Origin of the sequence: Duganella sp., assembly GCF_039595735.1 — a bacterium.
Classification (GTDB): Bacteria; Pseudomonadota; Gammaproteobacteria; order Burkholderiales; family Burkholderiaceae_D; genus Rugamonas.
This window is the reverse complement of sequence record NZ_JBCNLB010000003.1, coordinates 253,531-279,570: the sequence shown is the minus strand read 5'-3', so window position 1 is coordinate 279,570 and position 26,040 is coordinate 253,531. Positions and strand designations below refer to the sequence as shown.

General features: G+C 63.8%; 20 protein-coding genes. 12 read left to right on the top strand and 8 right to left on the bottom strand.

Translation table 11 applies throughout. The annotated features are described in order from the left end of the window. Positions 1 to 19: 19 nt before the first annotated feature. The 6 genes from xylF (at position 20) to ABDW57_RS08700 (ending at position 7,128) form a co-directional block, all read left to right on the top strand. Positions 20 to 1,024: a D-xylose ABC transporter substrate-binding protein gene (gene xylF / locus ABDW57_RS08725; protein ID WP_343729815.1), complete on the top strand. Its 1,005-nt coding sequence runs from the start codon at positions 20 to 22 to the stop codon at positions 1,022 to 1,024. Between the two features lie 9 nt (positions 1,025 to 1,033). After that, positions 1,034 to 2,560 carry a D-xylose ABC transporter ATP-binding protein gene (xylG, locus tag ABDW57_RS08720; RefSeq protein WP_343729814.1) on the top strand — a complete coding sequence of 509 codons (1,527 nt, stop codon included), beginning with the start codon at positions 1,034 to 1,036 and terminating at the stop codon, positions 2,558 to 2,560. A gap of 15 nt (positions 2,561 to 2,575) precedes the next feature. Then, on the top strand, positions 2,576 to 3,715 hold the full coding sequence (locus ABDW57_RS08715) for a sugar ABC transporter permease (protein WP_343729813.1): 1,140 nt from the start codon (positions 2,576 to 2,578) through the stop codon (positions 3,713 to 3,715). A gap of 27 nt (positions 3,716 to 3,742) precedes the next feature. Continuing rightward, positions 3,743 to 6,121 (top strand): glycoside hydrolase family 3 N-terminal domain-containing protein, encoded by a 2,379-nt coding sequence (locus ABDW57_RS08710; RefSeq protein ID WP_343729812.1) that lies wholly within the window; start codon positions 3,743 to 3,745, stop codon positions 6,119 to 6,121. A gap of 89 nt (positions 6,122 to 6,210) precedes the next feature. After that, positions 6,211 to 6,684, top strand: a complete 474-nt coding sequence (locus ABDW57_RS08705) for a VOC family protein (RefSeq protein WP_343729811.1) — start codon at positions 6,211 to 6,213, stop codon at positions 6,682 to 6,684. Between the two features lie 75 nt (positions 6,685 to 6,759). Beyond that, the gene (locus ABDW57_RS08700; RefSeq protein ID WP_343729810.1) at positions 6,760 to 7,128 is read left to right on the top strand and encodes a response regulator; all 369 of its coding nucleotides are present in this window, start codon (positions 6,760 to 6,762) and stop codon (positions 7,126 to 7,128) included. 146 nt (positions 7,129 to 7,274) lie between these two features. Here the strand turns inward: ABDW57_RS08700 and ABDW57_RS08695 are convergent, their stop codons facing one another. The 5 genes from ABDW57_RS08695 to ABDW57_RS08675 form a co-directional block, all read right to left on the bottom strand. Then, positions 7,275 to 8,933: an alkaline phosphatase family protein gene (locus ABDW57_RS08695; protein WP_343729809.1), complete on the bottom strand. Its 1,659-nt coding sequence runs from the start codon at positions 8,931 to 8,933 to the stop codon at positions 7,275 to 7,277. A gap of 84 nt (positions 8,934 to 9,017) precedes the next feature. Further along, positions 9,018 to 10,493, bottom strand: coding sequence for a sodium:solute symporter (locus ABDW57_RS08690; protein WP_343730010.1), 1,476 nt, complete (start codon positions 10,491 to 10,493; stop codon positions 9,018 to 9,020). Next, complete coding sequence (locus ABDW57_RS08685) at positions 10,493 to 10,672, bottom strand: DUF3311 domain-containing protein (protein ID WP_343729808.1); 180 nt, start codon at positions 10,670 to 10,672, stop codon at positions 10,493 to 10,495. The genes ABDW57_RS08690 and ABDW57_RS08685 overlap by 1 nt, the downstream gene beginning before the upstream one ends. 101 nt (positions 10,673 to 10,773) lie before the next feature. Then, positions 10,774 to 14,313: a pectinesterase family protein gene (locus ABDW57_RS08680; protein ID WP_343729807.1), complete on the bottom strand. Its 3,540-nt coding sequence runs from the start codon at positions 14,311 to 14,313 to the stop codon at positions 10,774 to 10,776. A 27-nt stretch (positions 14,314 to 14,340) separates the two neighbouring features. After that, positions 14,341 to 14,895, bottom strand: coding sequence for a PEP-CTERM sorting domain-containing protein (locus ABDW57_RS08675; protein WP_343729806.1), 555 nt, complete (start codon positions 14,893 to 14,895; stop codon positions 14,341 to 14,343). 371 nt (positions 14,896 to 15,266) lie between these two features. On the opposite strand from ABDW57_RS08675, the gene ABDW57_RS08670 reads away from it, so the two are divergent. From ABDW57_RS08670 to ABDW57_RS08645, 6 genes are all read left to right on the top strand, one after another. Then, positions 15,267 to 15,905 (top strand): hypothetical protein, encoded by a 639-nt coding sequence (locus tag ABDW57_RS08670; protein ID WP_343729805.1) that lies wholly within the window; start codon positions 15,267 to 15,269, stop codon positions 15,903 to 15,905. 181 nt (positions 15,906 to 16,086) lie between these two features. Next, positions 16,087 to 17,544, top strand: coding sequence for an efflux transporter outer membrane subunit (locus tag ABDW57_RS08665; protein WP_343729804.1), 1,458 nt, complete (start codon positions 16,087 to 16,089; stop codon positions 17,542 to 17,544). A 23-nt stretch (positions 17,545 to 17,567) separates the two neighbouring features. Further along, the gene (locus tag ABDW57_RS08660; RefSeq protein ID WP_343729803.1) at positions 17,568 to 18,713 is read left to right on the top strand and encodes an efflux RND transporter periplasmic adaptor subunit; all 1,146 of its coding nucleotides are present in this window, start codon (positions 17,568 to 17,570) and stop codon (positions 18,711 to 18,713) included. Positions 18,714 to 18,725: 12 nt separating this feature from the next. Then, positions 18,726 to 21,797 carry an efflux RND transporter permease subunit gene (locus ABDW57_RS08655; protein WP_343729802.1) on the top strand — a complete coding sequence of 1,024 codons (3,072 nt, stop codon included), beginning with the start codon at positions 18,726 to 18,728 and terminating at the stop codon, positions 21,795 to 21,797. Positions 21,798 to 21,805: 8 nt separating this feature from the next. After that, positions 21,806 to 22,825 (top strand): GGDEF domain-containing protein, encoded by a 1,020-nt coding sequence (locus ABDW57_RS08650; RefSeq protein ID WP_343729801.1) that lies wholly within the window; start codon positions 21,806 to 21,808, stop codon positions 22,823 to 22,825. After that, entirely contained in the window at positions 22,822 to 23,199 is a 378-nt protein-coding gene (locus tag ABDW57_RS08645) for a hypothetical protein (RefSeq protein WP_343729800.1), read from the top strand. Before ABDW57_RS08650 ends, ABDW57_RS08645 begins: the two co-directional genes overlap by 4 nt. Here the strand turns inward: ABDW57_RS08645 and ABDW57_RS08640 are convergent. Genes ABDW57_RS08640 through ABDW57_RS08630 form a run of 3 tightly spaced genes read right to left on the bottom strand, consistent with a single transcriptional unit; the run spans position 23,196 to position 26,015 of the window. Next, positions 23,196 to 23,771, bottom strand: coding sequence for an NnrU family protein (locus ABDW57_RS08640; protein ID WP_343729799.1), 576 nt, complete (start codon positions 23,769 to 23,771; stop codon positions 23,196 to 23,198). The genes ABDW57_RS08645 and ABDW57_RS08640 overlap by 4 nt on opposite strands. 25 nt (positions 23,772 to 23,796) lie before the next feature. After that, complete coding sequence (locus ABDW57_RS08635; RefSeq protein ID WP_343729798.1) at positions 23,797 to 24,687, bottom strand: MaoC/PaaZ C-terminal domain-containing protein; 891 nt, start codon at positions 24,685 to 24,687, stop codon at positions 23,797 to 23,799. After that, positions 24,684 to 26,015, bottom strand: a complete 1,332-nt coding sequence (locus ABDW57_RS08630) for a serine hydrolase (protein WP_343729797.1) — start codon at positions 26,013 to 26,015, stop codon at positions 24,684 to 24,686. The genes ABDW57_RS08635 and ABDW57_RS08630 overlap by 4 nt, the downstream gene beginning before the upstream one ends. Between the last annotated feature and the right edge of the window lie 25 nt (positions 26,016 to 26,040).

The following is a 26,040-nucleotide window of genomic DNA, read 5'->3' as shown; positions in this document are numbered from 1 at the left end:
CAACAACGGAGACGATTAAATGAAGAAGATTGTAGTTAGCGCCGTACTCGGCGCCATGATGGCTCTGGGCGCTGGCGGCGCCATGGCCGATGCCAAGAACCCGAAGATCGGTTTCTCGATCGATGACCTGCGCCTTGAGCGCTGGGCGCGCGACCGCGACTACTTCACCGCGGAAGCGGAGAAGCTGGGCGCCAAGGTCTACGTGCAGTCGGCCGACGCCAGCGAACAGCGCCAGATCGCGCAGATCGAGAACCTGATCTCGCGCGGCGTGGACGTGCTGGTCATCGTTCCTTACAACGCCACGGTGCTGAACAACGCCGTGCGTGAAGCGAAGAAGGCCAAGATCAAGGTGGTGTCGTACGACCGCCTGATCCTGAACGCCGACATCGACGCCTACATCTCCTTCGATAACGCCAAGGTCGGCGAGCTGCAAGCCAGCAGCCTGGTGGCCATCAAGCCAAAGGGTAATTACTATCTGCTGGGCGGCGCGCCGACCGACAACAATGCCAAGGTGCTGCGCGAAGGCCAGCTGAAAGTGCTGCAGCCGCTGATCGACAAGGGCGACATCAAAGTCGTGGGCAAGCAGTGGACCAAGGACTGGAGCGCGTCGGAAGCGCTGTCCATCGTGGAAAACGCGCTGACCGCCAACGGCAACAAGATCGACGCCGTGGTCGCATCCAATGACGCCACCGCCGGCGGCGCCATCCAGGCGCTGGCCGCGCAAAAACTGGCCGGCAAAGTGCCGGTGTCCGGCCAGGACGCCGACCTCGCCGCCGTCAAGCGCGTGATCGCCGGCACCCAGGCGATGACCGTCTACAAGCCGCTGAAAGTGATCGCCACCGAAGCCGCGCGCCTGTCGGTCAAACTGGTGCGCAACGAGGCGCCTGCCTTCAACGCCAACTACAACAACGGCATGAAGAACGTGAACACGCTGCTGCTGGCGCCAATCGCGCTGACCAAGGCGAACGTGAACGTGCTGTCTGACGACGGTTTCTACACCAAGGCCCAGCTGACCGCCAATTAAGGAATCAGCATGGCCGAATATCTTCTGGAAATGCGCAACATCGTCAAGGAATTTGGCGGTGTGCGCGCTCTGAACGGCATCGACATCAAGCTCAAAGCCGGCGAATGCGCCGGCTTGTGCGGCGAGAACGGCGCCGGCAAGTCGACATTAATGAAAGTGCTGTCCGCCGTGTACCCGCACGGCACCTGGGACGGCGAAATCATCTGGGATGGCAAGCCGCTGCAGGCGCAGTCCATCCGGGAAACCGAAGCGGCCGGCATCGTCATCATCCACCAGGAGCTGATGCTGGTGCCGGAGTTGTCGGTGGCTGAGAACATCTTCCTCGGCAATGAGATCACGCTGCCGGGCGGCCGCATGGATTATGCGGCCATGAACCGCCGTGCCGAAAAGCTGCTGAAAGAGCTGAACATCAACGATGTGAACGTGGTGCTGCCGGTGAAGCAGTACGGCGGCGGCCACCAGCAGCTGATTGAAATCGCCAAGGCGCTCAACAAGAACGCGCGCCTGCTGATTCTCGACGAGCCTTCGTCCTCGCTGACGGCGGCAGAGATCAAGGTGCTGCTGAATATTATCCACTCGCTCAAAGCCAAGGGCGTCACCTGCGTCTACATCTCGCACAAGCTGGATGAAGTGGCCGATATCTGCGACACCATCGTCACCATCCGCGACGGCCAGCACATCGCCACCACGCCAATGTCGGAGATGAATATCGACCGCATCATCGCGCAGATGGTAGGCCGCGAAATGACGCAGCTGTATCCGCAGCGCGAACACACGCCGGGCGAGGTGATTTTCGAGGCCCGCAACGTCACCTGCTACGACGCCGACAATCCTGAACGCAAGCGGGTCGACAACATCTCGTTCCAGCTGCGCAAGGGCGAAGTGCTGGGCATCGCCGGCCTGGTGGGAGCAGGGCGTACCGAACTGGTGTCCGCCATCTTTGGCGCCTATCCGGGGCCGAGCGAGGCCGAGGTGTATCTGAACGGCGTCAGGCTCGATACCAGCACGCCGGTGAAAGCCATCCGCAATGGCCTGGCCATGGTGCCGGAAGACCGCAAGCACCACGGCATCGTGCCGGACCTCGGCGTTGGACATAATATGACGCTGACCGTGCTGAAGGACTTCGCGCGCGCCACCCGTATCGACCAGGAGGCCGAACTGGCCACCATCCGCCAGGAGATCAAGAGCGTCAAGCTGAAAACCTCCAGCCCTTTCCTGCCGATTACCGGGCTGTCCGGCGGCAACCAGCAAAAGGCGGTGCTGTCCAAGATGCTGCTGACCAAACCGAAGATCCTGATCCTCGATGAACCGACGCGCGGCGTCGACGTCGGCGCCAAGTTCGAGATTTATCAGCTGATCTTCAACCTCGCCAAGGAAGGCATGTCGATCATCATGGTGTCGTCGGAACTGGCCGAAGTGCTGGGCATTTCCGACCGCGTGCTGGTGATCGGCGAGGGCAAGCTGCGCGGCGATTTCGTCAACGACAATCTGAGCCAGGAAACGGTACTGGCGGCGGCGCTGGATCAGGCGCACTGATTTTAGGACTTACTCATGAAAAGTAATTTGAAACAGCTGTTCACGCAGTACAAGATGCTGGCGCTGCTGATTGCGGTGGCGATTATCTGGGCATTCTTCAGCTATCACACCGAGGGCGGCTTCATCACCCCGCGTAATCTGTCCAACCTGATGCGCCAGATGGCGATCACCGGCATCGTCGCCTGCGGCATGTCGCTGGTGATTATCGCCGGCGAGATCGACCTGTCGGTCGGCTCCTTGCTTGGCCTGCTGGGCGGCGTGGCGGCGGTGCTGGATGTGACGCACCATTTGCCGCTGCCGCTGACGCTGATCGTGGTGCTGGTGGTGGGCCTGGTGATTGGCCTGTTCAATGGCTACCTGACCGCCTACCTGGGCATCCCATCGTTCATCGTCGGTCTGGGCGGCATGCTGGCGTACCGCGGCATCGTGCTGGGCGTGACCGGCGGCACCACCATCGCGCCGGTTTCGGACGATATGGTCTACATCGGCCAGGCTTACCTGTCGCCGACGCTGGGCATTGCGCTGGGCTTCCTGCTGTTCGTGGTGGCCGTGTATCTGATCATTGCGCAGCGCCGCAGCCGCGCCGCGCATGCGCTGGACGTGGCGCCGATGTGGCGCGACGCCGCCAAGCTGGCCATGCTGGGCGTGGTGCTGGCGGCATTCGTCATCACCTTCAACTCGTATGAAGGCATTCCGCTGCCGGTGCTGCTGCTTCTTGCGCTGCTGGGCATTTTCAGCTACGTCACCACCCAGACCGTGTTTGGCCGCCGCGTGTACTCAGTCGGCTCCAACATGGAGGCGACCCGCCTGTCCGGCATCAACGTCAAATCGATCAAGCTGTGGATCTTCGGCATCATGGGCCTGATGTGCGCACTGGCGGGTCTGGTGAACACCGCGCGTCTGGCGGCTGGTTCGCCATCGGCCGGCACCTCCGGCGAGCTGGATGCGATCGCGGCCTGCTTCATCGGCGGCACCTCGATGCGCGGCGGCTCGGGCACCGTGCACGGCGCCCTGATCGGCGCGCTGGTGATGGCGTCGCTGGACAACGGCATGTCGATGCTGGACGTCGACACCTACTGGCAGATGATCGTCAAGGGCGCCATCCTGACGCTGGCGGTCTGGGTGGACGTCAGCACCCGCGCCGGCAAACGATAAAAAATAAATCCACCAAGGAGACAATGCATGACCAACCACCGCAGGCAATTTCTGACTTCCATGACCGGCCTGGCCGGCCTCACCGTGCTGCCGGCGATCGCCGCGCCAGCCAAGGCGCCGTACAAAGATGCGGCGCTGGCGGTGGAAAAGCGCGTCGACGATCTGCTCGGCCGCATGACGCTGGAAGAGAAGATCATGCAGCTGCACTGCACCTGGCTGACCAAGGTCAGAATCCAGGATGACAAGGGCGAATTTGTCGCCGCCAAGGCGCAGAAGGAATTCCCGCATGGCATAGGCATGCTGGCGCGTCCATCGGACCGGCGTCTGGGGCAGGGCGGCGGCGCGGCCGGCGACGATGGACAGGTGTTGAACCGCACGCCGCTGGAAACCGCCACCTACATCAACGCGGCGCAGAAATGGGCGATGGAACAGACCCGCCTCGGCATCCCGATGTTCATGCATGAGGAAGCGCTGCACGGCTATGTGGCGCGTCATGCGACCAGCTTCCCGCAGGCGATCGGCATTGCGTCCTCCTTCGACACCGATCTGACCACCAGAATCTTCAGCGTGGCCGCACGTGAAATGCGCGCGGCCGGCTCGCAGATGGCGCTGGCGCCGGTGGTGGACGTGGCGCGCGAGCCGCGCTGGGGGCGTATCGAGGAGACCTTCGGTGAAGATCCATATGTGTGCGGCGAGATGGGCAAGGCCGCGATCCTCGGTTTCGCCGGCACCAGTCCAAAGCTCGCCAAGGACAAGGTGTTCGTCACGCTGAAGCACATGACGGGCCACGGCCAGCCAGAAAACGGCACCAACACCGGGCCGGCGGAAGTCACCGAGCGCACCTTGCGCGAGGAGTTCTTCCCGCCGTTCGAGCGCGCCATCAAGGAATCCAACGTCGGCGCCGTGATGCCGTCGTATAACGAAATCGGCGGTGTGCCGTCGCACGCCAACCACTGGCTGCTGACCAAGGTGCTGCGCGATGAGTGGGGCTTCAAGGGCCTGACCGTGTCCGACTACATGGCCGTGGCCGAACTGGTGTCGCGCCACAAGCTGGTGGATTCGGCCAAGGAGGCCGGCTATCGCGCCTTCAAGGCCGGCGTCGATATCGAGACGCCGGACGGCGCGGGCTTCAAGGAATTGGGTAATCTGGTCAAGGAAGGCCGCATCAAGGAGAGCGAGATCGATGTGGTGGTGCGCCGCATCCTGACCATGAAGTTTGAAGCCGGCATGTTCGAGCAGCCATACGTGGACGCCAAGGCCGCCGATGGCCTGACCGCCAACAAGGACGCCGTCGCCCTGGCACGCGTGGCCGCGACCCGCACGCCGGTACTGCTGAAGAACGACAAGGGCCTGCTGCCGCTGGACGGCAAGAAGGTCGGCAAGGTGCTGCTGCTTGGCACCCACGCCAAGGACACGCCGATCGGCGGCTATTCGGATATTCCGCGCCATGTGGTGTCGATCTATGAAGGTCTGCAGGCGGAAGCCAAGGCACAGGGGTTCACGCTGGCGTATTCGGAAGGCGTGCGCATCACCGAAAGCCGCATCTGGGGCCAGGATGAGATCAAGTTTACCGACCCGGCGGTCAACGCCAGGCTGATTGCTGACGCGGTGGAAGCGGCCAAGTCGGCCGACACCATCATCATGGTCCTGGGCGACAACGAGCAGACCAGCCGCGAAGCATGGGCCGATACCCACCTGGGCGACCGTGAGACGCTGGACCTGATGGGCCAGCAGAACGATCTGGCGCGCGCCATTTTCGCGCTGGGCAAACCGACCGTGGTATTCCTGTTGAATGGCCGCCCGCTGTCGATCAACCTGCTGGCCGAGAAGGCCGACGCGATTATCGAAGGCTGGTACATGGGCCAGGAGACCGGCAACGCGGCGGCCGACCTGCTGTTCGGCCGCGCCAACCCGGGCGGCAAGCTGCCGGTATCGATCGCGCGCAGCGTCGGCCAGCTGCCGATCTTCTACAACCACAAGCCGTCCGCGCGCCGTGGTTACATCGACGGCTCGACCAAGCCGCTGTATCCGTTCGGTTTCGGCTTGAGCTACACCAGCTTTGCGATTTCCGCACCGCGCCTGGCCAAGTCCGCCATCGCGGTGGGCGAGTCGACCAAGGTGGAAGTGGACGTGACCAACACCGGCAAGCGCGCCGGCGACGAAGTGGTGCAGATCTATATCCGCGACGACGTCAGCTCGGTCACCCGTCCGGTGCTGGAGCTGAAAGCCTTCAAGCGCGTCACCCTGCAGCCGGGTGAGAAGCGCACGCTGAGCTTTGACATCAAGCCGTCCGACCTGTGGTTCTACAACACTGACATGCAGCGCGTGGTGGAGCCTGGCAGCTTCACCATACACGCCGGTCCGGACAGCGTGAATCTCAAGTCGGTCAAGCTGATGGTGAGCTAAGAAGTGTGCCGGGCTTGATCTCTTCGCTGTAAAATCGCCGCTCCGGCAGTCATTCCGGCTGCCTGGGCGGCGAACAGAGGAGAGAGACGATGAACAAAAACACGATCTGCCTGTGGTACGACCATGACGCTGAGGCGGCGGCCAATTTCTACGCCAGCGTTTTCCCCGACAGCAGCGTCGGCGCCGTGCACCGCGCGCCGACCGATTTTCCCGGCGGCCAGGCCGGGCAGGCCCTGACCGTTGAATTTACCGTGCTGGGCATCCCGTGCCTGGGCCTCAACGGCGGCAGTGCCTTCAAGCAAAGTGAAGCCTTCTCGTTCCAGATTGCCACCGAAGATCAGGAAGAAACCGACCGCTACTGGAATGCCATCGTCGGCAACGGCGGCGTGGAAAGCGCCTGTGGCTGGTGCAAGGACAAGTGGGGCCTGTCGTGGCAGATCACCCCGCGCGTGCTGACCGACGCCATGAAGCAGGGCGGCGAGGTGGCCAAGCGCGCTTTCACCGCCATGATGGAAATGCGCAAGATCGACGTGGCCAAGATTGAAGCGGCTGTGCGCGGCTAAGGTGCGCTGGCGAACATACGGCTAGCTCAGCCGTTGTTACGATGGCCTCACAATCTCAACTATGTGAGGCATATCATGGCAAGCGCGAAGCAGGTGTTGGTGGTGGACGATAATGTCGATGTGGTGGAGTCGCTGTCGGCGCTGTTGCAGTGCCAGGGCTATGAAACCGCCGCGGCCCATAATGGCTATGAAGCCTGCGACTGGGTGCGCGAGGCGGTGCCGAAGGCCATCATCATGGATCTGGGCATGCCGTGGATGGACGGTTTCGGCGCCGTGCGCGCCATCCGCCGCATGCCTGGTGCACAGGCCGTACCCATCATTGCGCTGAGTGGCTCGGCCGACCGTGACTCGGCCAAAAAGGCCGTCGCCGCCGGCTTCACCCAGCATTTCTCCAAGCCACTGAATTTTGACCATTTGAATCAGTACCTGAGCAGTCTGAACTGACTTGGGTGGCAACCGTGCTCGGCGGTGTAGGACTGAATACGTCGATCACCACCGCATTGCTGTTGAACCGGCCACGTCCATCACCGCCGGCGCCGGTCGCGCCCATCATCGTTTATGCGCAACCGGCGCCGCAAGCTGCGCGCTGATCAGCGCAGGGTTTCGGTCAGCACGCGGCCTTCCGAGCCTGCCGGCGGGCGCAGGTGCAGCAGTTTGGCCAAGGTCGGCGCGATGTCGACCACTTCCGCATACTCACCGTAGGCGCCAGGCTTGATCCAGCGTTTGCCCATGATCATCAGCGGCACGTTGGTGTCGTAGGCGTAGGGCGAACCGTGCGAGGTGCCGCTGTTGCCCGTGCCGAAGTACCAGAACGGCTTGGTAATCACCATCAGATCGCCCGACAACTGACGGTTCCAGGCGCGGCGCATCAGGGTGTTGATATGCGTGCCTTGTACCGCACCGCTTTCAAACTGGGAGCGGGTGAAGGTATCGGCAATGCCGTTTTGCGCCAGCAGGTATTGCGCCGCCGCGTTTTCCACATCTTCCCGTTTCAGCTTGTTCTGGTCGGCCAGCGCATAATTCAGGTGGATGTTGGGCAGCGACCAGGCCTGCACCAGCTTTGCCACGCCGAACCTGGCTTCCAGGTGCTTGTCCAGCGCCGCCATCAGCTGGTCGCCATCCAGGCGCTGCGCGTCATAGTGCTGCGTTTGCGAGAATTCCGGCGTATTGGCGAAACCGTGATCGGCGGTCAGCACCACCAGCACATTGTCCATGCCGACGCGTTTGTCCAGATAATTGAAGAAGTCCGCCAGCATGCGGTCAACGCGCTGCAGGTGGTCGTGCGACAGTTTGCTCTCCGGGCCGAAGGCGTGGTTCACATAATCGTGCGCCGACAGGCTGACGCCCAGCAGGTCCGGCACGCCGGCCGGGTTGCGGCCGAGGTTTTCGCCTTCCACCGCCGCGCGCGCGAAGTCCAGCGTCAGTTGATCCAGATACGGGCCGACGCGCAGGCTGGCGTAGTAGCCGGCATCGATCTCGCCGCTTTCGCTGTAATAGGTGTAAGGAAGACGATTGTGGCCACCGGCCTTGGGCGCGTTCAGCTCTTCCGGGGCGTCGCCGGCGTAGGCGGCTTCCGGCAGCAGGGCCGACCAGGTCTTGCCGTAGTAGCGATCCTGTGGCCTGGTGGCCAGGTATTTGGTGGCCCATTCAGGATGCTGCTTCATGTAGTAGGTGCTGCTGGCGAAGTTGCCGGTTTTGTCCATGTACATGTAGGCGGTGCCGGTTTTACCCGCCAGCAGAATCGCACCGCGATCCTTGCCGGACACGGTGACCACCTTGCTCTTGCTGCCGGTGGCGTAGCGCAGCTCATCGCCCAGCGTGTTGACCTTCAGCCTGGCCGGGGAGGTGCCGTCACTGGTTTTGGTCTCTTCACCGATGTAGGTGTAGTTGGTATCTTCGGTGCAGTAGACCGATTTTTTGGTGACCGGGTCGATCCAGTTATTACCGATGATGCCATGCACATAAGGATAAGCGCCGGTTAACACCGCGCTGTGGCCGATGGCGGTCACCGTCACGCCGTGCGCCTGATGTGCGTTGCTGAACGATGCACCCTGGTCCAGCATGCGGCGCAAGCCGCCCTGGCCAAACTGGTCGCGGTAGCGCTGCACCTGCTCGTTCGGCAGACCGTCCACCACCAGCACGACGACGAGCTTGGGCAGGGTGGAGGCGGTGGTTGGCGCCGGTGCGGCGGCGTAAACGCTGGACAGCGCCAGGCAGGATGCCGCCAGTACGATGGCGCGCAAAGACATTTTCTGAGTCATAGAGGTCGTCGTAGATTAAATGGGATAACACGCCATGTTATCCCATTCTTGTGACGAAACGATGACGGCCAATCAGGCCGGCTTTTTGCCGCCAGCCACCAACTGGAGCAGCACCGCCACCACGATGTTCAGCGCCAGTGCCAGCAATCCGGTGTAAGCGGTATAGCTGTCGCCGCCCAGCACCAGAGTGTGCACCGGCTTGATGCCGTCGCTGAACGCCAGCAGGCTGCCGGCCACAATGCCGACCGCCCAGCCGCACAGCAGGGCGCGTGCGCCGAACCAGCCGAAGAACAGGCCAAACACCACCGACGGGAAGGTTTGCAGTATCCACACGCCGCCCAGCAGCTGCAGGTCGAGCGCGAATTTGGTCGGCAGGAACAGGATGAACACCAGCGCGCCGACCTTCACCACCAGCGATACCGCCTTCGCCACCGACGCTTCGCCCTGCGGCGTGACGGCCGGATTCACGTACGGCTTCCAGAAATTGCGGGTGAACAGATTGGCCGCGCCGATCGACATCACCGCCGCCGGCACCAGTGCGCCGATGGCGATGGCGGCGAAGGCAAATCCACTGAACCAGCTCGGGAACAAGGCGTTGAACAGCGCCGGCACCACATCGTTATTGCCGGCCACCGTGATATGCGCGGCATATGCCATGAAGCCCAGCAGCGCGATCAGGCCAAGCAGAATCGTGTAGGCCGGCAGGAACACGGCGTTCTTGCGGATGGTGTCCGCGCTGTTGGCGGCAAAGATGCCGGTCAGCGTATGCGGATACATGAAGGCCGCCATCGCCGATCCCAGCGCCAGCGTGGCGAACGGCAGGATCTGCGCCGGCGTGAGCGTCAGGCCGGTGGCGCCGCCCTTGGCCGCGAAGGCTTCGCCGGCGGCGGAGAACACGGTGCCATAGCCCCCCAGCTTGATCGGCACCAGCACCACCGCCACCAGCACCACGATATAGATCATCAGGTCCTTGACGAAGGCAATCAGCGCCGGCGCGCGCAGTCCTGCGGCATAGGTGTAGAGCGCGAGAATGACGAAGGCCGCCGCCAGCGGCAGTTCGCCGGTCAGGCCCAGCGCCTTGATCACCACCTCCATGCCGACCAGTTGCAGGGCGATGTAAGGCATGGTCGCCACCACGCCGGTAAGGGCGATCGCGAATTCCAGCGGGCGCGAACCATAACGCCCGAACACCACGTCGGCGGCCGTAACGTGGCCAGCCTTCTGCGCTGCGTGCCACAGCCTGGGCATGATCAGGTAGACGATCGGGTACACCAGGATGGTGTAGGGCAGGGCGAAGAAGCCGTATGCGCCGACCGCATACACCAGCGCGGGCACGGCGATCACGGTGTACGCGGTGTAGAAGTCGCCGCCAACCAGGAACCAGGTGATCCAGGCGCCAAAGTTACGTCCGCCGAGTCCCCATTCTTCCAGCTGGTTGCCTTGCTGTTTGGCGCTTTGCCAGCGCGAGGCGCCGAAACCCAGCACCGTCACCAGCACAAAGAAGAAAATGAAGACGCCCAGCGCAGTCCAGTTGATTTCGCCCGGCATCATTCGCCTCCCTTCTTGCGGTCATGCTGATAGACCAGCCAGATGATGAGCGCAGTCAGCGGCACCCAGGCAAACTGATACCAGTAAAAGAAGGGAAAACCAAACAGTGAGGGCAGTTCGCGGTTGTAGAAGGGCAGCCAGAGTAGGCCGATGAAAGGCAAGGCAAGCAGGTAATGCACGGCGACTCCATGATATAGGTTGTCGTCGCATCGTATAAAAAGACGGCGCGCTACGCATCCTCCGAAAGAGGTGGCGTATGTAGCGCGCCTGTTACTTTCGGCTAGGGTTGCGGATTCCAGCCCGCGCCGCCGCCGTACGCCGCAAACACCCCGGCGCGATCGGCAAAGCTGGCCGCCACGTCGCTGGCGCTCAGCTGGAAGCCGCCGGCACGCGCGGCCAGGTTGATCGGATCGCCGGTCAGCGTGGTGCTGCCGTATTCACGCCAGCCGCTGGCGGCGCTGGCCACGGCCGGATTGGGTGCCGGCTGGCCGTTGACGCCGGCCGAAGCCCAGCCCACCGTCGCGATGTGCGCATCCATCCTGGTGTTGATGAAGGCGATGTTATCCCAGTAGGCGGTGTTGCCGGCGCTGCGGGCCAGATAGGTGGCGCCGGCCGGCACGTCGCCATGCAGCGGACCCGGGCCGGGGCCGTGCGTCAGGCGGCTGTTGAGGAAGACATAGCCCTTGTCGCCGGCATTGGCCGCGCGCGCCTGCAGGATATAGCCGCCGCTGGTGGCGTTGCTGGTGTCGCCCACAGAACGGATCTCGCATTCCTCGAACAGGGCGGCGCGGCTGCTGCCCCAGATGAAGTCCACATTGCCAGCCACCAGCGATTGCCAGAACCACGCATAGCCTTTCAGGTTGAGCGTATCCTGCTCGCTGTAGAAGTTGGCGTTCCTGGCGACCAGGCGCCCGCTGTCATTGTTGAAATAGAGGGTTTCCGCCTGGGCGGAAATGGCGGCGGAGCGCAGGGTAGTGTTTTTCAAGGTTAGCGAATCCAGCACCAGCATGTCCGCGGCCTCCACCAGCATCACCGAACGGCCGCCGGCGGCTGCGGCATCGGCGTTGGCCTGACTGGCGCCGGAGCCGGTGTTAAGCGTGTCGTAGTTGGTGTACTGGATGATGGCGCCGTCGCGGCTTTCGCCTTTCAGCGTGACGTTATCCTTGCCGCGCAGGTAAAGCAGCTCGTTGTAGACGCCATTGCGCACATTGATGGTGACAGGATCGGCAGCGCCCAGGGTCTGCATGGCGAAGTTGAGCGCAGCCTGCACAGTGCTGAAATCCGCGTCAGCGCTATCGCCCACCGTGATGCTGTTGCTGGCGGCGGGCGCGCTGGCGCGGGTGGTGAACGACCAGTCGCCCAGCGCGCCGATGCCGACGAACGGCACGCCGCCCAGGGTGGTGCCAGTGAACACACCGTTGGAAATCGCCACATAATACTCGGTGCCATAAGCCAGCTTGTTGGCGTGGGGCTTGATGGTGACGGTATTGCCGCTGATGGCGACCGGCGTGGTGTTTATCTTGCGCACATTGGCCTGGCCGGGATAGCCGAGAATATCAGTCTCGCCGGACAGGCGGATCACATCCACCAGCGCGTTGTCGGCCTTGCGGAAGATACGGATGCTGCCGCCTGAGCCCAGGGTAGGCGGACTGTCGAAGATCAGCTTGAGCGAAGCGTCAACCTGAGTGCCGTCCGCATGCGCCGCTGGCAGGGCCACGCCGCTCAACGTGTAGGTTTGCGTCGGCTGCACGAACTGCGGAGCGATGGTGGCGGCAATGGCGCGCTTCAGCGTCGGATCGGAATCGCTGGTGACGGTGATGGTGGCGTTGCCGGCGCCTACCGGCGTCACGCTCAGCGTGGTGCCGTTGATGGCCACCGCGGCCACCGCCGGATTGCTGGACGAAGCGGTGAAGCCATCCAGCTTTCCATCGGGCTTGAGCGCAGTCACGCTGACGGCCAGCGGGGCGTCGCCCACTTCCGCCGCGTAGGTCAGCGTCGAGGGATTCAGCGTCAACTGCGAAGGCTTGAGCGAGGGGTCGCCGATGCGCACATCATCGATCTGGAACGACTTGTTGGTGGTGTACAGCCCGATCAAGCCACGGTCGGCAAACGAAGCGTCGGTCACGCTGCCAAGCGCTTCGCCGTCGAGATACACGGTGAGCGTGGTGCCGATCATCTCAAAGCGGACGGTGTAGAACTGCGCATCCATCTGGATCGGCTTCTTCACCTGCTTGGGCCGCGTCAGCGTCCCGTTCAGCATGCGGGCGATTTCCACCTGCGTGCTGGTGGTGGCGCTTTGCACATTCAGGCCCGCGCCATACCAGTTGGCGGCATCCTTGTAGCGCGCCAGCAGGTAGAGCAGCTTGTTGCTGGTGGTGCTGTTGGTCATGGGCTTGATGCGTGCTTCAACGAAGTAATCGCCGCCCGGTACGCCGCCCATGGCGGCCGGCTTGAGCGTGGCCAGCACACCGCCGGTCGAAGCGGCGGTGTACTGCATCACGATGTTGGCGGCGCCGATGCTCTCCGCTTTGACGCTGAAGCTGCCGTTGGGGCCGGACGCCGGCAGCAGGTTCCAGTTGGCCAGGCTGCTGTTCTGGAAATCGTCGCAGAAGTACAAGCCGGTGGGAGGGCAGGTGAGGGTGATCGTGGCATCGGGCGTGACGTTGCCGCTGCCGCTGATGGCGGTGCTGATCTTGCCCACGCCGGCCTGCGCCACCAGATTCGGTTTCACCAGCGCAGCCGGCCGCGCGCTGAAGGCGTACGGCACGCTGTAGGCCACGCTGGATGGCGTCGAACATCCGGCCAGCGCTGCGCCGTTGAGCACCGATCCCGCATCCCTGAAAGCGCCCGGCACGGTGCCGCCGATCGGCGTCACCACCTGATCGCAGCGGGTGACGCCGGCAATTTCAAACACGTTGTTGTTGGACAGGATCTGTGCCTGCTGGCCCACGCCTACCGAGTATTCATAAGGGTAGGCCGGATGCGAGGCGCTGCCCACGAAGTAGTTGTTGAACAGGTGGACCTGCCCATAGCGCACCCGCGGCGCGCGGCTGACGATGTCGCGGAAGATGTTGTTGCTGAAGGTGATGTGCAGCTTGCCGCTGTCCGCCGTGGCCGTGTCGCTGGAGCCGATCAGGTTATTCTTGCGGTGCTGGCCGAACACGTTGTACGACACCGTCACGTAATCGGAAGCGTTGGTGATGTCCAGTGCGCCGTCGTGGCACTGCCTGACCTGGCCGTTCTCGATCGGCAGCAGGTCGTCGGTCATGGCACCGTCGGTGAAGCTCACGTGATCCACCCAGACGTGATCGGAGCCGGAGACGCCGATGCCGTCAAAGGCCGCGTTCCAGTTGCCAAGCGCGCCGTCGTTCGGGTCCCATACGGGGCCGACGTCGCACGGGTTCACGATCTTCAGGTTGCGGATGATGATTTGCGAAACGTTGGACAGCACGATATGTCCGTTGATGATGCCGGCATTGCCATCGGCGCCAATCAGCGTGGTATTGCTGGGCAGGCGTATCAGGCCGCGGATGGCCTGGTCGCCGCTGTTCGCATACGGCACGCCCTCGGTCATGTCGATGGTGCCGCTTAACTTGATGATCTTGGGGTTGACGCCGCCGCGCTGGATGGCCGCCAGCAGTTGCGGACGCGAAGTGACGGTGTAGATCTGCGAACTGATGGCGGCCGAGCCGCCCACCGTGCCGGCGCCAAAGCCGTCCGCTGGCGCGGTTTGCAGCGCCGGATCGAGCGTCGCCGCCTGCAGCGCCGCGCTCACTGCGAGCAGACAAAGCGCCGCCCTGAAACGAGAGAGTTTCATCATGATGCTCCTTGAATTGTGAGAGGGCGCTTAGCCGCGGCGGCGACGTGCGTGCAGGCCCAGGCCGAGCAAACCGGCCGACAGCATCAGCACAGCCGCCGGTTCCGGCACCGCCTGCAGCGTGATCTGCGTTTGCAGCGCGTTGTAATCGCCGTTCCACTCGACCGCACTCAAGTCGATGCGGATGGTGTGGCCGTCGACAATGCTGAGCACCGGCGTGCCGCCGGTAAGGCCGGCATCCGTCACGCTGAAGCCGGCGATGGCCGCGCCCAGAGTCGCGCCAAAGTCAAAGCTGGCGCTGTAGGAACCGGCTGGAATGGCGAGGTTGTTGTAGATGGTGAGATGGCCGTCCGGCGCGAAATCAAAGCCGAACAAGGCGTCGGCGGTGAAAAATTCAACGCTGGTGTTGAGCGGATCGAGGCCGCTGACCGGGCTGCCGGCGTAATCGTCGGCTATCCCGAGGATGCCGCCGGCGCTGTAGCTGGCGCTGATGACGGCATGTTGCAGCGGATCGGCCGCCCGGGCGCCGCCGGCGGCGAGCAACAGGCATGCCGCGGCCGCAGCTTTGCGTAGTAAGAGGTGCATTTGTGTCTCCAGATAGTTTGAGTTCAACAACGCCGGTCTTTGCCGGCGCCGGTCGGCACACCTCGCGTATGCCGTGCCACCGAAAGGAAGGCCAGGGGACGGCCGGGCTCGCGGTTGGTCAAAAATCTGTGATGCGGTGGGATGCTGCTGGTTGACCAATTCTACGGTGGTCTGACCAATTCCGCAACGAAATGCATGTAAAACTATCAAACCGCAACCGCAATATATTTTGCTAATGACCCCAGTGTTGTATGGAAACTTTTTTTGAGGAAAAAGGCACTTTTTTGCGGGAGAAGCTGGCAAGAAATGGAAACTATTGCCAAAACGCTGATAGAATGTAGGGGTGAGGAATCTTCTTGCAGGAGTCGATTATGATTATGATCAACAATATTGGTGGTGCCACCCTGTCCGCAGCCCTGGTTGCAGATAAGGCGCTCTCGCCTGTAAAACCAGCTGAAACGGATCAAAGCACCAACGCGGACCTGAGCGCCTCGGTGGCTGCCTACCTGTCGCTGCCCGGTTTTAACGCTACCAGTCCCCTGCAGACTGATACCAGCAACACCGCCGACAGCGGTGACCAGGCCAACGCCCTGGTCAAGGCCGTATCGGAAGACGATACGCTGAAGACCGCGCTGCAGCAGTTTGACGAGGGCTTGAAAAAGCTGGTGGAACGTCCGGAAACCCAAATCTTCCAGGCCCGCTTCGGCAACGAAGCCGGTCAGAACAAGGCCGAGCCATCGCCGGAAGTGCTGCTGTCGCCTGAGCCGCTGCCGGGCGTGGGCGAAGACGGGGTACTGGGCGTGCCGCCGCCAGAGGCTGAGCTGGGCGCCGACGCCAACCACGACGGCAAGATCAGCGAAGACGAGCGTATCCGCTATGAAGCGCCGCTGACCTACCGCAGCCTGGCGCATGAAGAGGCGGCCGATGCCCAAACCAACGGTCCTAACCTGTTCTCGCTGACTGAAGTCAACCGCGCTTACGGTGCGGTGGCGACGCCTGAACCGGCCTGATCGCTACCCGATCCCCAAAACGGGCTTTGCCAGAAATGGCAAAGCCCGTTTTTTTTATCTCCGCACGGCAATAAACCCACACTTGGGCTGGAAAAAATGCGAACATGTTAGTTAATGCATATTATTTAACCTTTGGTGAGTGTTAATTTTTAAAATTAGTCACAAGGTGCGGGAGACTGTAGTGAGAAAACGGATCTTCACCGCGGCGTTGATCGCCGCAGGCCTGGGCGGGTGCGCGCTTGGGCCGGATTTCAAAACCCCTGCGGCGCCAGCCACCGCCAGCGACAGTTATACTCCCACGCCTTTGCCGGGCCAGACCGCGTCCGCGCCTGGCGTGGGCGGCGCGGCCCAGCAATTCGCCATCGGGCAGGAGATTCCGGCGCAGTGGTGGACGCTGTTCCGCTCTCCGGCGCTGGATCAGCTGATCCGCAATGCGCTGGCGCAGAATCCCAGCATGGCGGCGGCTGAAGCGACGCTGCGGCAGGCGCAGGAAAACTATAACGCGCAGGCGGGCAACCTGGTGTATCCCGCGGTGAGCGCGCAACTGGGCGCCGCGCGCCAGAAGACCAGCACCGCCACCGCCGGCAGCGCGGCCGGCGTCTTTAATCTGTATAACGCTTCGGTCAATGTCTCGTACACGCCGGACGTCTTCGGCGCCACCCGCCGCACGCTGGAAGGCGCGCAGGCGGCAGTGGACTACCAGCGCTTCCAGGTCGAGGCGACCTATCTGGCCTTGAGCGCCAACGTGGTCACCACCGCCATCCAGGAAGCTTCGCTGCGCGCGCAGTTGCAGGCTACGCGCGAGGTACTGGAGGCGCTGAACCGGCAGCTCGGCGTGATCGAGAAGCAGTTTGAATATGGCGCCGTTCCGCGCACCACGGTGCTCAGCCAGCGCAACCAGGTGGCGCAGATTGCCGCCACTGTGGCGCCGCTGGAAAAGGCGCTGGCATCCGCGCGCCACCAGCTGTCCGTCCTGGCCGGCAAGCTGCCGGGCGAGGCGGGCATGCCGGAGTTTGCGCTGGAGTCGCTCACCTTGCCGCAGCAGTTGCCGGTGTCGCTGCCTTCGGCGCTGGTGCGCCAGCGTCCGGACATCCGCGCCAGCGAGGAACTGCTGCATCAGGCCAGCGCCGCCATCGGCGTGGCGACGGCGGCGCAGTATCCGCAATTCTCGCTCAGCGGCAGCTACGGTTCCGCGAGCCCGAGTTTCGGCAAGCTGTTTGATTCCAATACCAATGCCTGGAATCTGGCGGCGGCCATCACCCAGCCTATCTTCAACGGCGGCGCCCTGAGCGCGCAGCGGCGCGCGGCGGAAGCGGCGTACGACGCGGCGGCGGCGCAGTACCGCGCCACCGTGTTGGCCGCCTTCCAGAACGTGGCCGATGCGTTGCGCGCGCTGGAAGCCGATGCGGCCGCGCTGAAATCGCAGGCGGAAGCGGAAGCGCTGGCCAAGGAAACGCTGACGCTGGCCGAGCAGCAGTACAAATTGGGCGGCATCAGCTACCTGGTGCTGCTGGATGCGCAGCGCAGCTATCAGCAAACCCATATCAGCCTGGTACAGGCGCAGGCAGCACGCTACGCCGACACTGCGGCGCTGTTCCAGGCGCTGGGTGGCGGCTGGTGGAATCGTACAAATCAATAATCAATACTGCAGGAGATAACTTCATGACCAAGCGTATGCTCATCATGGTAGGCGCCGTTCTGTTACTGGTCGCGGTGCTGGCCTTCGGGAAGTACATGCAGATTAAAAAACTGATTGCCAGCGCGCCCAAGCCGGGCGCACAGGTGGTCACCGCGGTCAAGGCGCAAACGGCTGAATGGCAGCCGCAGCTCAGCTCCGTGGGCACGCTGACGCCGGTGCGCGGCGTGGATGTGACCACCGAGATCGCGGGCCTGGTGCGCCAGGTGCGCTTCAAGTCGGGCGACGAGGTGAAAGCAGGGCAGGTGCTGTTTGAAATGAATGCGGATTCCGACATCGCGCAACTGCGCGCCCTACAGGCCTCGGCCGACCTGTCGGCCACCACCCTCAAGCGCGACAAGCTGCAACTGGCGGCGCAAGCCATCAGCCAGGCGCAGGTCGACGCCGACGAGGCGGACCTGAAGAGCAAGCAGGCTTTGGTCGCCCAGCAAAAAGCGCTGGTCGACAAGAAGACCATCCGCGCCCCGTTTGCCGGCAAGCTGGGGATCACCGCCATCAACCCGGGCCAGTACCTCAATCCCGGCGACAAGCTGGTGACGCTGCAGACCATCGATACCGTGTATGTCGATTTCTATGTGCCGCAAAAGCAGCTGGCCGGCCTGTCCATCGGCCAGAAGCTGAACCTGACCAGCGACGCTTACCCGGGTGTGGCCTTCCCGGCCAAGGTGACTTCCATCAGCCCGAAAGTGGACGCGGCCACCCGCAACGTGCAAGTGCAGGCCACGGTGCCGAATGCCAAGCGCCAGCTGTTGCCGGGCATGTTCGCCAACGTGGCGCTGGATCAGGGCGAGCAGAAAAAATACCTGACCCTGCCGCAGACCGCCATTACCTACAACCCGTATGGCTCGACCGTGTTTGTGCTGGCGCCGCCGCCTGCCAACGCCAAGGATACGCTCAAGGATGACAAGGGCCAGCCTTACCTGGTGGCGCAGCAGGTGTTCGTCACCACCGGCCCGACCCGCGGCGACCAAGTGGCCATCCTCACCGGCTTGAAGGAAGGCCAGACCGTGGTCACCAGCGGCCAGTTGAAACTGAAGAACGGCACGCCGGCCACCATCGACAACAAGGTGCAGCCGGCCAACAGCCCGAATCCGACGCCGCAGGAACACTGAGGATAGCGCGCCATGAACTTTACCGACATCTTCATCAAACGGCCGGTGCTGGCCAGCGTGATCAGTTTACTGATCGTGGTGCTGGGTTTGCGCTCGCTGTTCAGCCTTCCGATCAACCAGTATCCGAAGACGCAGAATGCGGTGGTGACCATCTCCACCACCTACTATGGTGCCGATGCGGCCACGGTGGCGGGCTTCATCACCCAGCCGCTGGAATCGGCCATCGCGCAGGCGCAGGGGATTGATTACCTGTCGTCGTCGTCCAACAGCGGCGTGTCGACCATCACTGCCACGCTGCGCCTGAACTACGATTCCAACCGTGCGCTGACCGAGATCACGACCCAGGTCAACTCGGTCAAGAACCAGTTGCCGCAACAGGCGCAGCAACCGGTGCTGACGGTGCAGACCGGCCAGACCACGGACGCCATGTACATGGGCTTCTACAGCGACACGCTGCCGACCAATAACGTGACCGACTTCCTGGCGCGCGTGGTCAAGCCCAAGCTGGATTCGATCCAGGGCGTGCAGACCGCCGAGCTGCTGGGCGCGCGCCAGTTCGCGCTGCGGGCCTGGCTGGACGCCGGCAAGATGGCCGCGCACGGCGTCACGGCGGCGGAAGTCAGCCAGGCGCTGGCCGCCAACAACTACCTGGCCGGTCTTGGTTCGACCAAGGGCCAGATGGTGACCGTGCCGCTGACCGCCGGCACCGACCTGCACACGGTGGACGAATTCAAGCAGCTGGCCGTCAAGCAGGAGGCCGGCGCCATCGTGCGGCTGGAGGACATCGCCACTGTGACGCTGGGATCGGAAAACTATGATTTCAACGTCGCGTTCAGCGGCGTGCGTTCGGTGTTCATCGGTATCAAGGTGGCGCCGGAAGCCAACATCCTGGATGTCGCCAAGCGTGTGCGCGACGCCTTCCCGGCCATCCGCGACCAGCTGCCTTCGGGCCTGACCGGCGAGATCGTCTACGACTCCACGGAGTTCATCAACACCTCGATCGAGGAGGTGGTGAAGACGCTGGTGGAAGCGCTGATCATCGTGACAGTGGTGATCTATCTGTTCCTCGGCAGCTTCCGTGCGGTGATCGTGCCGGTGGTGGCGATGCCGCTGTCGCTGATCGGTACCTTCTTCGTGATGCTGATGCTGGGTTATTCGATCAACCTGCTGACGCTGTTGGCGATCGTGCTGGCCATCGGCCTGGTGGTGGATGACGCGATTATCGTGGTGGAGAACGTCGACCGCCATATGAAGGCGGGCATGACGCCGTTCGATGCAGCCATCGTCGCCGCGCGCGAGTTGGGCAGCCCGATTCTGGCGATGACGGTGGTGCTGATCGCGGTGTACGTGCCGATCGGCTTCCAGGGCGGCCTGACCGGCGCGCTGTTCACCGAGTTCGCCTTTACGCTGGCGGGGGCGGTGGCGGTGTCCGGCATCGTGGCGCTGACGCTGTCGCCGATGATGTGCGGCCATTTCTTCGACCATTCGCAGGATGAGGGCAAGTTCGTCAAGGCCATCGACCGGGTGTTCGAGAAGGTCCATAACGGCTATCTGCGCGTGCTGCATAGTTTGCTGAATACCTGGCCGGTGCTGATCGTGTTTGGCGTCATCGTGTTCGTGCTGCTGATTTTGCAGTTCAAGATGTCGCAGTCCGAGCTGGCGCCGGAAGAGGACCAGGGCATCGTGCTGTCGCAGGTGGTCGGCGCGCCAACCGCCACCTCGGACCAGATGCAGGCCTACGCCAAGCAGATTTTCGAAGTGGCCAAGTCGCTGCCCGAATATGAGCAGATGTTCCAGATCACCGGTGTGCCGACCACCAATGCCGGTATCGGCGGCGTGCTGTTCAAATCGTGGGACAAGCGCAGCCGCTCGGCGCATGAGATCCAGCAGGAGCTGCAGGCCAAGTGGAACGGCATCGCCGGCGGCCGCGTGGCGGCGTTCCAGTTCCCGGCGCTGCCGGGCAGCTCGGGCCTGCCGGTGCAGTTCGTGATCACCACCACCGAACCGTTCGAGAACCTGAACACGGTGGCGCACGCGGTGCTGGAAAAAGCGCAGAAGGACAACAAGTTCTACTTCGTTGACGTCGACCTCAAGATCGACACGCCGCAGGCGCGCGTGGACGTGGACCGCGACAAGCTGGCCACCCTGGGACTGACGCAGCAGGACTTCGGCAACGCCATGGCGGCGGCGCTGGGCGGCGGCTACGTCAATTACTTCTCGATCGCCGGCCGTTCGTACAAGGTGATCCCGCAGGTGCAGCAGGTGGACCGCCTGAATCCAAGCGATGTGTTGGACTTCTACATCAAGACGCCAAGTGGCGACATGATCCCGGCCAGCACGGTGGCGACCATCAAGTACAGCGTGCAACCGGAATCGATTACCCGCTTCCAGCAGCTGAACTCCGCCACCATCTCCGGCGTGACCGGCGCTTCGCAGGGCGAGATTCAGCAGTACCTGCGCGACGCGCTGAAGGAAGTGGCGCCGTCGGGCTACACCGCCGACTTCTCGGGCGAATCGCGCCAGTACGCGGCGGAGTCGGGCGGCTTCCTGGTGACCATGCTGTTCGCGATCATCATCGTGTTCCTGGCGCTGGCGGCGCAGTTTGAAAGCTTCCGCGATCCGGTGGTGATCCTGTTCTCGGTGCCGATGGCGCTGTTTGGCGCGATGACGTTTATCTTCCTCGGCTTCGCCTCGATCAACATTTACACGCAGGTGGGGCTGGTGACGCTGATGGGCCTGATCTCCAAGCACGGTATCCTGATCGTGGAGGTGGCCAATCATCTGCGCGAGGCCGGCAAGTCCAAGCGCGAAGCGATCGAGGAAGCGGCGGCCACTCGTCTGCGCCCGATCCTGATGACCACCGCCGCCATGGTGTTTGGCGTGGTGCCGCTGGTGATCGCATCGGGTGCCGGCGCGGCCGGCCGCCACGCCATGGGGCTGGTGATCTTTACCGGCCTGTCGATCGGCACCTTGTTCACGCTGTTCGTGGTGCCTGCCATGTACATGTTCCTGGCGGGTGAGCATAAGGCGCAGGCCAAGCCGGCCGACGCTGGCGACGTCCCGGCACCGCAGGGCGCCCACTGAGTACCGTCATGAGCAAGACCGACCAAGCCAACGCGGGCCGCTGGCGCTGGCTGTCGGGAGGGCGCCAGCGCCGTCAGGAAGAAGTCATCCTGATGATGCTGTGCGCCCTCAGCATCCCCAGCATCCTGCCGTTCGGTATCTACCGCCTGCTGCAAGGCAGCTGGGCATCGGCGGCGGTGGATATGGCGCTGGTGATCGGCATGATGGCGGTGATCGTGCACGTGTGGCGTACCGGCCGCTATCAGGTGGCCAGCCTGGGCGTTACCATCTTCTATTCGGCTGGCATGCTGGTGACCGTGTACCTGCGCGGCATATCGCTGGTGTACTGGGTTTATCCGACCATGATCGCTGCCTATTTCGTGCTGCGGCCGGTGGTGGCGCTCGGGATCAACAGCGTGGGTTTGCTGATACTGGTGGGCATACTGATGGTGCGGCTGGAGATGCTCAACCTGTTGACCATCGTGGTGACCATCGCGCTGGTGAACTTCTTCGCCTATATTTTCGCCCATCGCACCGGCCTGCAGAACAAGGAGCTGCACACGGCGGTGGAGCTGGACTTCCTGACCGGCGTCGGCAACCGCCGCGCCATGGAGCGCCGGCTGGCCGAGCATGCGCAGGAGCGCCGCCCGCATCTGGAATCGAGCCTGCTGTTGCTGGATCTGGACCACTTCAAGCAAGTCAACGACCAGTATGGGCACGCGGCCGGCGACAAGGTGCTGATCCGGCTGGCGGAACTGATGCGGCGCCACACGCGTTCGTCCGACCGCATCTTCCGTTTCGGCGGCGAGGAGTTTGCCATCATGGCCTGCGGCGCGGGTCTGAGCGCGGCGGAGCAGCTGGCGGAAGGCTTGCGTGCGGCGGTGGCGTCGGCTGCGCTGCTGGAAGGGCACCCGATCACGATCTCCATCGGCGTGGCCTATATGGACAAGGAGCACACGCCGGCCGACTGGCTGGCGCAGGCCGACAAGATGCTGTACGCCGCCAAGCAGGGGGGGCGCAATGCGGTGCGGGTGGCGGAGGCGCCATGAAGCGCTTGCTTGCCGCCTTGCTGGCCGGGCATGCGTTGGCTGCCGCTGCGCAGCAGACACCCGCCATCGACCTGGCGGCGCCGTCAGCCACGCCGGGCATTACCGATGAAGTGATCAGGAAAGCAGTGCGCGACACGATCGCCGAAGATCCGCGCCCGGCGCCGGCGGCCAATCAGCAGGCCGGCGTGCTGCGTGCCGAAACCACCACCCTGCAATCGCGCATGACCACCGCATTCAATGACGCCAAGGTGCCGGATTGCCTGCACGACGATGCGCTCAAGCTGCAGCCGGCGAGGATAGGGCCGATCGGCGTGGTCGGTCCCTTGTCGCTGCCGTGGATTATCGCTGCCGCAGTGCGCGGCAAGTGCAATTAAAACGGACGCACGCCGATCAGCGGCGCGTGCAGCCAGCCGGCGAACACCGCGGCCGCCACGACGCCGCCCACGATGGTGAGCGCGGTGGCGCCGCTGCTGCCGGCCGGGTAAACCGTGCCGGCCTTGCGGTCGCGCCGGCGCGAGGCGCTGAACAGCAGCACCGACCACACCAGGAAAGCGCCGAACAATACGATGTCATGCAGCGTACCGTTGGCGATCAGGTGCGCCAGTGCCCAGGTCTTCACGCCCAGCGTCATCGGATGATGCAGCCTGGCCTTGATGCCGTTGCGCGGCACATAGGCGGCGGCCAGGAACACGAAGGCAATCACCGCCAGCAGCGCGGCCAGGTGGCGGGTCAATGGCGGTGGTGTCCAGATCACCACCGGAGCCTCGCGCGCCACGCTGTAGCCCCAGATAATCAGCACGAAGCCGATGATCGAGACGACCGAGTACAGGCCTTTCCAGGCATTTTCTCCGATGCGTGCACGGGTGGCGTTGCGCCAGTCTTCCGCGAAAATGCGGATCGAATGCAGTCCGAGAAAAATGATCAGGCCCAGTATCAGTATTGTCATCGCATCTTCCTAAAATGGGTTGAGGCTATCGCAGCCGGCCCGCCAAGTGTACCGCATCGCCGTTGCCGGCCAGCCGCACGCCGCGCCAGCCCTGGGCATCGGCCGCGCCCTCCGGCGCCACCTGCACCGATAGCGCAGTGCAGGGCAGCGCCACCGGCTTGACGAAGCGGACATCGATTTCGTCGAAACGCACGCCTTGCTGCGCCAGCACTTCATAGCTGCGCACAAAGCTGCCAAAGCCGTGCAGCACCATGCCGCGGAACACCGAGCGCCGCGCCAGCGGCCCGCACCAGTGGATGGGATTGAAGTCGCCGGTCAGCAGCGCGAAGCGCAGGCCGTCGCGGGCATCGGCGTGCCACAGGCCGGCGGTGATCCAGTCCGGCTCCGGTCCGCGCGCCGGCGGCGCTTTCGGCGCGCGCGGGCCGGGCAGCAGAAAGCTCATATGCAGGCGCGCCTCCACCAGCGACGGCGTTTGCCGCGTGCCGCTGGTGACGGCCACCACCACCTTGACGCGGCCTGGCGTCTCTTCGACCCGCTCGACCGCGGCGCTCACCTGCAGCGGCACCTCGCGCGGCAGCGGGCCGTGTATCCGCAAACCCACGCCCTGGTTGATCACGCTGGTCAGGCGGTAGGGCATGCGCAGCAACAGCTCTCCGACCAGCGGCAGGCTCCATTGCGACACCATGTGCGGCGGCAGCAGGCCATCGTAACCGCCGGCGGCGCCGGCCCAGGCGAGGTACTGCTCGACCAGCTCCGCCGGCGGGGCGGCAATCACCCGCGTTACCGCGGCGATGCGCGCGGGCTGCCGCTGCGTCGCCGGCACCAACGCATGCAGCAGCGTGTGGCCGACCACGCGCGCACCGGTCAGCAGCATTGGCGCCTGGTGGCGCAGCAGGCCATAGGGCACGGGCGTCATTGTTGCACCGCCTTCACCACTGCCGCCAGCAGCGCCTGCGGCTGATACAGCAGGCGCTGCGGCGTCAAGCCGAGCCGCACCACCACCAGCTGCTGCGACGGCACGATGGCGATGCTCTGGCCATCATGGCCTTCCATCCAATAGGTATCGGGCGGCAGCTGGAAGCGGGCATCGGGATTCTGGCCTTCCGGCGTATCGCCGCCCGGCCCCCGGCGCCATACCTGTCCCATGCCGTACTGGCCGCCGGACGCGGCGACCGGCTGCTGCATGCCGGCCACAAAGCCGGCCGGCAGGATGCGCTTGCCCTGCCAGACGCCGTCCTGCAGCAGGAACTGGCCGAAGCGCGCCCAGTCCAGCGTGCTGGCGTACATATAGCTGGAGCCAACCAGATTGCCGCGCGCGTCGGCCTCGATCACAGCGCTGTTCATGCCCAGCGGTGCAAACAGGCGGTCGTGCGGCAGCGACAGCGCATCGTTGCCGGCGGCGCGCTGCCAGATGCGCGACAACAGCACCGTGGTGCCGCTTGAATAATTCCATTTGCTGCCGGGCGGGTGCTCCAGCGGCTGCGCCGCCGTGAAGGCAGCCATGTCCGGCTCAAGGTAGAGCATGCGCGTCACGTCCGAGACATCGCCGTAGCTTTCGTTGTAACGCAGGCCGCTGGTCATGGACAGCAGTTGCGCCAGTGTGACCTGCGCGCGCGGGTCCGCCTCGTCCGGCCAGAAGCCGTTCTGCTCCGGGGCCAGCTTGCCCGCCGCGATCTGCATGCCGACCAGCGCCGCCGTCACCGTCTTGGTCATCGACCAACCCAGCAGCGGAGTGGCGGCGTTGAAGCCGGCGCCGTAGCGTTGCGCGATCAGCCGGCCACGGTGGATCACCGCCATCCCGCGCATGCCCGGCCCGGCCAGCGCTTCCTGCTCCAGCAAGGCCTGCACGGCCGGATTGCCCTCGGCCTGCGAGCCGGTCGGCCATGCCACATTCGGCGAGGGCGCCCAGATTTTGATCGGCTTGAACTGATATTGCGCGGCTTGCGCCACGTCGCCGTCCGGCACCGCCGCGCAACCGGTGCCGGGACGGTACACCGCCATGCCGTCCCCGATAAAGCCGAAGAACTGCGCACGCACCGTCTTGCGCGCCTGGTCCACGCTGATCTTCAGGTGCCCGAGGGCCGGATGCCCGGGCGCCTGCACATCGTCGGCCAGCACGGCGTGCGCGTCGCGCCCGGCGATAAACACATTGGAACACACGATTTTGGCGCTGTAGTTGGCGCCCACCCTGGCCAGTTCCGGCGGATGGATCGCCAGCGTCGCCACACCGCCCGCTGCAACCACCAATACTGCCGCAACAGTCAGTACA

Bases quoted from the DNA above. Each gene is read 5' to 3' on its own strand.
- ABDW57_RS08670 (WP_343729805.1), top strand. From the start codon at position 15,267: ATGATTATGATCAACAATATTGGTGGTGCCACCCTGTCCGCAGCCCTG.
- ABDW57_RS08695 (WP_343729809.1), bottom strand. From the start codon at position 8,933: ATGTCTTTGCGCGCCATCGTACTGGCGGCATCCTGCCTGGCGCTGTCC.
- ABDW57_RS08680 (WP_343729807.1), bottom strand. From the start codon at position 14,313: ATGATGAAACTCTCTCGTTTCAGGGCGGCGCTTTGTCTGCTCGCAGTG.
- ABDW57_RS08700 (WP_343729810.1), top strand. From the start codon at position 6,760: ATGGCAAGCGCGAAGCAGGTGTTGGTGGTGGACGATAATGTCGATGTG.
- ABDW57_RS08635 (WP_343729798.1), bottom strand. From the start codon at position 24,687: ATGACGCCCGTGCCCTATGGCCTGCTGCGCCACCAGGCGCCAATGCTG.
- ABDW57_RS08645 (WP_343729800.1), top strand. From the start codon at position 22,822: ATGAAGCGCTTGCTTGCCGCCTTGCTGGCCGGGCATGCGTTGGCTGCC.
- xylF (WP_343729815.1), top strand. From the start codon at position 20: ATGAAGAAGATTGTAGTTAGCGCCGTACTCGGCGCCATGATGGCTCTG.
- xylG (WP_343729814.1), top strand. From the start codon at position 1,034: ATGGCCGAATATCTTCTGGAAATGCGCAACATCGTCAAGGAATTTGGC.
- ABDW57_RS08655 (WP_343729802.1), top strand. From the start codon at position 18,726: ATGAACTTTACCGACATCTTCATCAAACGGCCGGTGCTGGCCAGCGTG.
- ABDW57_RS08690 (WP_343730010.1), bottom strand. From the start codon at position 10,493: ATGCCGGGCGAAATCAACTGGACTGCGCTGGGCGTCTTCATTTTCTTC.
- ABDW57_RS08660 (WP_343729803.1), top strand. From the start codon at position 17,568: ATGACCAAGCGTATGCTCATCATGGTAGGCGCCGTTCTGTTACTGGTC.
- ABDW57_RS08705 (WP_343729811.1), top strand. From the start codon at position 6,211: ATGAACAAAAACACGATCTGCCTGTGGTACGACCATGACGCTGAGGCG.
- ABDW57_RS08650 (WP_343729801.1), top strand. From the start codon at position 21,806: ATGAGCAAGACCGACCAAGCCAACGCGGGCCGCTGGCGCTGGCTGTCG.
- ABDW57_RS08715 (WP_343729813.1), top strand. From the start codon at position 2,576: ATGAAAAGTAATTTGAAACAGCTGTTCACGCAGTACAAGATGCTGGCG.
- ABDW57_RS08675 (WP_343729806.1), bottom strand. From the start codon at position 14,895: ATGCACCTCTTACTACGCAAAGCTGCGGCCGCGGCATGCCTGTTGCTC.
- ABDW57_RS08710 (WP_343729812.1), top strand. From the start codon at position 3,743: ATGACCAACCACCGCAGGCAATTTCTGACTTCCATGACCGGCCTGGCC.
- ABDW57_RS08640 (WP_343729799.1), bottom strand. From the start codon at position 23,771: ATGACAATACTGATACTGGGCCTGATCATTTTTCTCGGACTGCATTCG.